This window comes from Alkalicoccobacillus porphyridii (assembly GCF_007293315.1).
Lineage (GTDB): Bacteria > Bacillota > Bacilli > Bacillales > Bacillaceae_D > Alkalicoccobacillus > Alkalicoccobacillus porphyridii.
This window is the reverse complement of the sequence record NZ_VLXZ01000185.1, coordinates 1-277: the sequence shown is the minus strand read 5'-3', so window position 1 is coordinate 277 and position 277 is coordinate 1. Positions and strand designations below refer to the sequence as shown.

The following is a 277-nucleotide window of genomic DNA, read 5'->3' as shown; positions in this document are numbered from 1 at the left end:
ACATCTGTCGTTAGTTTTTGAAGAGGGATCGGCGTGTGAAACCGTCGATTTAATCGATTCTCTGCCACTTTACCCGTGGTTCCTTTGTACGATTTATAGCGAGATTTCCGAATAAATTTTTCTGACTTTAGACCAAGTTCATTCATCAGTCGTTGAACCTTTTTGTGATTGATGATGTGTCCATTCGCTCGTAGTTGTAAATGAATCCGACGATACCCGTAATTTCCCTCATGATGATCAAATATAGCTTGAATCTCTTTCTTTATGATTTGATCGG

1 protein-coding gene is annotated in these 277 nt (G+C 39.0%); it reads right to left on the bottom strand.

Annotation, left to right across the window (positions count from 1 at the left end; all coding sequences use genetic code 11):
* On the bottom strand, positions 1-277 hold a 277-nt coding region (locus tag FN960_RS21470; protein WP_143850803.1), incomplete at both ends, for an IS3 family transposase.